The 5,658-nt window shown below is 71.5% G+C and carries 5 protein-coding genes; 4 read left to right on the top strand and 1 reads right to left on the bottom strand.

Annotated elements, in window-relative coordinates:
• Positions 1-518 (bottom strand): hypothetical protein (locus PKY62_RS11660; protein WP_324537148.1); only part of this gene is annotated, 518 nt, incomplete at its 3' end.
• 150 nt (positions 519-668) lie between these two features.
• Between PKY62_RS11660 and PKY62_RS11655 the strand changes: the two genes are divergently transcribed.
• The 4 genes from PKY62_RS11655 to PKY62_RS11640 form a co-directional block, all read left to right on the top strand.
• Complete coding sequence (locus PKY62_RS11655; RefSeq protein WP_324537146.1) at positions 669-1,118, top strand: DUF6325 family protein; 450 nt, start codon at positions 669-671, stop codon at positions 1,116-1,118.
• A gap of 25 nt (positions 1,119-1,143) precedes the next feature.
• Positions 1,144-1,452: an SHOCT domain-containing protein gene (locus PKY62_RS11650; protein WP_324537144.1), complete on the top strand. Its 309-nt coding sequence runs from the start codon at positions 1,144-1,146 to the stop codon at positions 1,450-1,452.
• A 41-nt stretch (positions 1,453-1,493) separates the two neighbouring features.
• Positions 1,494-2,882, top strand: coding sequence for a DUF2252 domain-containing protein (locus PKY62_RS11645; protein WP_324537142.1), 1,389 nt, complete (start codon positions 1,494-1,496; stop codon positions 2,880-2,882).
• Between the two features lie 200 nt (positions 2,883-3,082).
• Positions 3,083-5,658: winged helix-turn-helix domain-containing protein (locus PKY62_RS11640; protein ID WP_324537140.1), on the top strand; the 2,576-nt coding region annotated here is incomplete at its 3' end.

Below are 5,658 nucleotides of genomic sequence, written 5' to 3'. Positions count from 1 at the left end.
AGGATGAGGATGATGCCGATGAGCCCGAGCACCCCGAAGGTCACCGTGGGGCCGAGGGCGGAGGCACCCAGGTCGGTGGGAACGGCGACGAGGACGACGCGGCGTTGGCCACCAATCGTCGTCGCATCGGACATCCCGATCGCGTACGTGCGACCACCCAGCCCCGGGACGTCGTCGTCGATGACGACCCGGACCTCCTCCGTCGATTCAGCCGGATCATGGATCGGCGTCCCGAGCGCCGGCATGCTGGTCGCGACCAGCGTTCCCGAAGGCTCGACGATCTGCACGACCCGATCAGGGCCGGCGGCCACGTGGTAGGCGACGTCTTCACCGCTCTCGTGCAGCGCGAGGTCAGCGCGAACCTCCGCGACCTCCGAGGAGGCGCTCCGTCGGGCGGCTGCCTCCAGGACCTGGCCCAGCGACAGGTACACGATCCCCGCACCGAAGGCGTGGCCCAACAGCACCAGGGGCATCGTCAGCACGAGGATGCGGCTGCGCAGTCCGAGCCCGGGAAGCATACGAGGATCCTACGGATGCCGTCCGGCGCGGCATCGCCCGTGCGGCACCGTGCGGCACGGTCTGCACGCTCACCCCGGGTGGGTGAGGCGCGCAGTGCCGGAGACTGGCTTGATGGAGCAGACACCCCCAGACCGTCGAGAGGGACCGGCATGACCACGACCGACACGGAGCGGGCTCACGGCCCGATCGACTTCCTGCTTCTCGAGTTCCCCAGCGCAGACCGTCAGAGCGAGGCAGCCGACGCGATGTTCGAGCTCGTCGACAACGGGACGGTGCGGCTGCTCGACCTCGTGGTCGTCCGCAAGTTCGCCGATGGCGGTGTGGAGGTCCTCGACCTCGACACCCTCGCTGGCGAGGTCTCGTTCACGAGGTTCTCCGGCGCGCGGTCCGGGCTGCTCGGCCCCGAGGACATCGCCCAGGCCAGCGAGGCGATCGAGCACGGCTCCCTGGCCGCGCTCATCGTCTTCGAGAACAGCTGGGCCGCCCCGTTCGTCGCGGCGGTCCGACGCGGTGGCGGCGACGTCATCGCCAGCATGCGCATCCCCGCAGCAGACGTCATGGACGCACTCGACGCCCTCGAGTCGACAGAAAGCGAGTAGGACAATGCCAGGACTTCTTCGAGGCGTGGCCCGTACGGCCGTCATCGCCGGAACCGCGTCATCGGTGAGCGGCCGCGTGCAGCGCCGCCAGGCCGAGAAGTACGCCGACCGCGACGCGGCCATCGCCGCGCAGCGCTCGCAGGCCTACCAGGACCAGATGGCGGCAGCGGCCCCCGCACCGCCCGCTGCTGCACCGGCCCCCGCGCCCGCACCCGCCGCACCGGCGATGACGAGCGACCTCATCACCCAGCTGAAGTCCCTGGCCGAGCTTCGCGACCAGGGCATCCTCACCGAGGACGAGTTCGCCGCCCAGAAGGCCAAGCTGCTCGGCTGACCGGCCCGCACGCCGGATGACGACGAGAGATGGTGTTCGACGTGGCCGACCTCAGTCCCGCTGAGCGACGCAAGCACGGAAAGTCGGCCCGCACCCACGCCCCGCTCGAGGGCCAGGCGCAGGTCGGCGCTGCGGCCGACCGCGACGCTGTCGGCCTGCTCCTCGGGCAGGCCGACAGCCGGGTCCCCGAACTGGTCCCCATCCGGCACGGGCGGATGCTGGCATCGCCGTTCACGTTCTTCCGCGGTGCTGCCCTACCGATGGCCGCCGACCTGGCGATGACACCTGACTCGGGCCTGCGGGTGCAGCTCTGCGGCGACGCACACCTGTCCAACTTCGGCATCTTCGCGTCCCCGGACCGGCACCTCGTCTTCGACCTCAACGACTTCGACGAGACCCTTCCGGGGCCGTTCGAGTGGGACGTCAAGCGCTTTGCCGCCAGCCTCGCGGTCGCCGGCCGCGACCTGGGCCTCAGCGCGAAGGATCGGCACTCCCTCGTGCGGGCGGGAGTCGCGACCTACCGCACGAGCATGGCCGAGTTCGCGTCGAAGAGCCTGCTCGAGGTCTGGTACTCACGGCTCGACGTCGAGGAGGCCCTGGAGAAGGTCGCCCCCCAGGTCGGCGCCGAGGGTGTCGGCCGCACCCGCAAGGCCCTGGCCAAGGCCCGCAAGCGCGACAGCCTCCAGGTGCTCGGCAAGCTGACCACGGTCGAGGGCGGCCACCGCCGGATCATCAGCCAGCCACCCCTCGTCGTCCCGATCGAGGAGCTGCTCGACGACGTCGGGGCGGACCAGCTCTACCGCTTCCTCGACGAGATCCTGGAGGACTACCGGCGCACCCTCACCGCCGATCGGCGCCACCTGCTCAACCAGTTCCGCGTGGTCGGGGCCGCTCGCAAGGTCGTGGGCGTCGGCAGCGTCGGCACCCGCGCGTGGATCGTGCTGCTCGAGGCCGACGGCGGCAAGCTCCCCCTCTTCCTCCAGATCAAGGAGGCCCAGCGCTCGGTGCTCGCCGACTACTGCGGCGACGGCATCCACGACCACGAGGGTGAACGGGTCGTCTCCGGCCAACACCTCATGCAGGCGGCCAGCGACATCTTCCTCGGGTGGCAGCGCATCACGGGCGTCGACGGCGTGGTTCGCGACTTCTACGTCCGTCAGCTGCGGGACTGGAAGTTCTCCCTCCCCCTGGAGAGCATGACCCTCGCGGGCCTGACCACCTACGCCCAGCTGTGTGGCTGGACTCTGGCCCGCGCCCACGCCCGCACGGGAGACCGGTTCGCGATCGCCGGCTACCTGGGCAAGTCCGACCGTTTCGACCGAGCGCTGGCCGACTTCGCGGAGCAGTACGCCGACATCACCGAACAGGACCACGCGGCGCTCGCCGCCGCTGTCGAGGAGGGCCGCGCCCAAGCCATCCACGACGTCTGAGCCACCCGGCATCCGCACGCCCGGCGACGGCTGTCGCCGCTGGGTGCGTGTGTGGTCACGAGGTTTTGCGTTACTACCCACGATGGCCGAACCGGATCTACCGTAGACGCGTGACTGCTGTCCGGGAGACGCCCTCCGCTGCGACTCCCCGGCTGTGCGTGCCGCGCCGGATCGATGGGGCGCTCGAACGACCTCGCCTGTTGCTCACCCGATCTCAGGAAGCCTGGACCCTCGCCGGCACCGACCTGTTGCTCGCGTGCGCTCCGGCGGGCTACGGCAAGACCACCGTGCTCATCGACGTCGCCGAACAGTGCCGGGCCCACGGCCTGCCGATCGCGTGGGTCACCTGCGGGCGCGACTTCGACGGGAAGTCCTTCTGGAACGCAGTCCTCGACGCCCTGGTCGTGGCCGTTGGCCACCCAGCGGAGGCGCTGACCCGCCTCCACGCACCCGCAGGAGCCCCCGACCCGGGGTTCGTTGCCGCCTTGCTCGCAGCGATCCGCGAGGTGGCTCCCGGGCTGGTGCTGGTGCTCGACGACGTCCACGAGGTCGTCGACGGCGACGCGTTGGCCGGCATCCGGCTTCTCGTCGAGTGGGCCGGCCCGGAGGTTCGCATCGCGTTCGGATGCCGTTTCGAGCCACCCGTCGGGCTTCACCTCGCGCGGGTGGCTGGGCGTCTGCACGAGCTGCGGGCGAACGACCTGTCGTTCACCAGTGACGAGGCGGACAGCTTCTGGGCACGCTTCGGCCTCGACCTCGATGACGACGTGCGTGGCGCAATGCTGAGACTCACGGAGGGCTGGCCGGCCGGGCTGCGGCTGGCGGCCATGTCGCTCGAGGAGGGTGGCGACCCGGGGACCTTCGTCGAGCAGTGGAGCGGGGACGACCGACCGGTGGCCGACTACCTGGCCGGCGAGGTGCTCTCCCGGCTGCCGGAGGAGTTCGTCACCTTCCTCCAGCGCACGAGCATCGTCGACGAGGTGGACGTCGACCTCGCGGCCCATCTGAGCGGACGGTTCGACGCGGCTGCCCTGCTCGACGACCTCGCGCAGCGCAACGCCCTCGTCATCCGGCTGGACCGCCATGGACGGTGGTTCCGCTACCACGCGCTGCTGCGCACCCACCTCATGGCCGCGCTCCGGCGCCGGGACCCGGCCTCGGTCGCTGCGCTGCACGGCACGGCCGCCCGGTGGTTCGCGGACCGCGACCAGCCCGTGGCGGCACTCGACCACGCCTGCGCCGCGGGCGACCCAGCCCTCGTCGACGCGATCCTGCGCTCGCACGGAGTCGGCCTGCTCATGGCCGGGGCGACCCAAGGCGTGCGTCGCGCCCTCGGCCGGCCAGCGCTGGGCGGCCCGCAGACACCGACCGTGCTGATCCACCGGGCCCTGCTCGCGGTCGACGACGGTGACCTCGCCCAGGCCGACGAGGCGCTGGCTGCGCTCGCGGGTCAGCCCGATGACGGCGCCGATCGGCGGCTGACGTCGCTGCGAAGGGCAGCAGCCCTGCACCGGGCCCGTCTGGCCGCTGACCTCGACCAGGCCCAGGCAAGCGAGCTCTTCGGCGCGCACGGAGCAGCACCGCTCCCGCCGGACCTCGACCCCGACGTCAGGCTGCTCGTCCTCGGCGACCGGGGGGCCCTGCGTCTGGTCGAGGGTGACCATGCGGGCGCCCGGGATGACCTGCGACGTGCCATCGACCTCGCCCAGGCTGCCGGGCTGCCCTCGATCCAGCTCTACTGCAAGAACCTCATCGCGGGAGCCCACCTCGCGCAGAGCGACTTCGTGGGCGCTCGGCTCGCGGCCGAACGCGCGATCACCTTCGCGAGCGAGCGGGGCTGGGCACGCTCCCCGGGCCTCGCGTACTCCTACGCCCTGGCGGGGTGGACCTCGTTCCAGGCCCTGCGGCCCGCAGATGCCGCCTTCTGGGCCGACACCGCCCTCGATGTCATCGAGAGCGGACACGCCACGATCGACGTCGAGGTCGAGGGTGGCGCCCGGGCCGGCGCCGCCATCATCGCCTTCGACAGGCACCCTGACCGTCGGGCTGCGCTGGATCGGTTGGTCCGGATCACGGCGTGGCGTGCCGAGCGCGGGGGGTCTTCGGCCTTCACGCCGATCGCGGCACCCCACGAACTGCGGATGTGTCTCAGCCTCGGTGAGTGGCAGCGCGCGGAGCAGTCCGTGGCGCGAGCTCACCAGAGCCTGGGCGCCAGCGGCGATGTGCTCGTCCTGCAGGCGCACCTTGCTGCGGCGCGCGGACGGCCCACCGACGCCCGTCGTTTCCTCGTGCCGGTGCTGCGCGGCCGGGAGGTGCCGCTGCGGGAGACTGCCGTCACTGCGGCGTGGCTGCTCGAAGCCCTGCTCGCGACCCGAGCCGATCGAGGGCCGGCCGCCACCGAGGCCCTGCTCACCGCGTTGGCGCTCGCTGAACCCACGGGCGCCTGCAGGCCGTTCTTCGACGCCGGCCTCGAGGTCCACACGCTGCTCACCGGGTTGCACGGTCGCGCCGGCCACCTCGAGCCGTTCCTCGACCGCGTCGTCACCGGCATCACCGAGGTGCTCGAGTGGCAGCGCGCGGAGGGGACGAACCACGACGGCGGCAGAGGGGCGTCGACGACCGGGGCCGGTGTGTGGCTCACCGAGCGAGAGCTCGTCGTGCTGCGGGACCTGCCTTCGATGATGACCCTCGGCGAGATCGGCGAGGCACAGGGCATCAGCCTCAACACGGTGAAGACCCACGTGCGCTCGATCTACGCGAAGCTCGGAGCGGGCAC

The sequence above is a fragment of the Actinotalea sp. genome, assembly GCF_035443605.1.
Taxonomy (GTDB): Bacteria; Actinomycetota; Actinomycetes; order Actinomycetales; family Cellulomonadaceae; genus Actinotalea.
The sequence above is the reverse complement of the archived record's forward strand: the minus strand, read 5'-3'. Positions and strand labels throughout refer to the sequence as shown.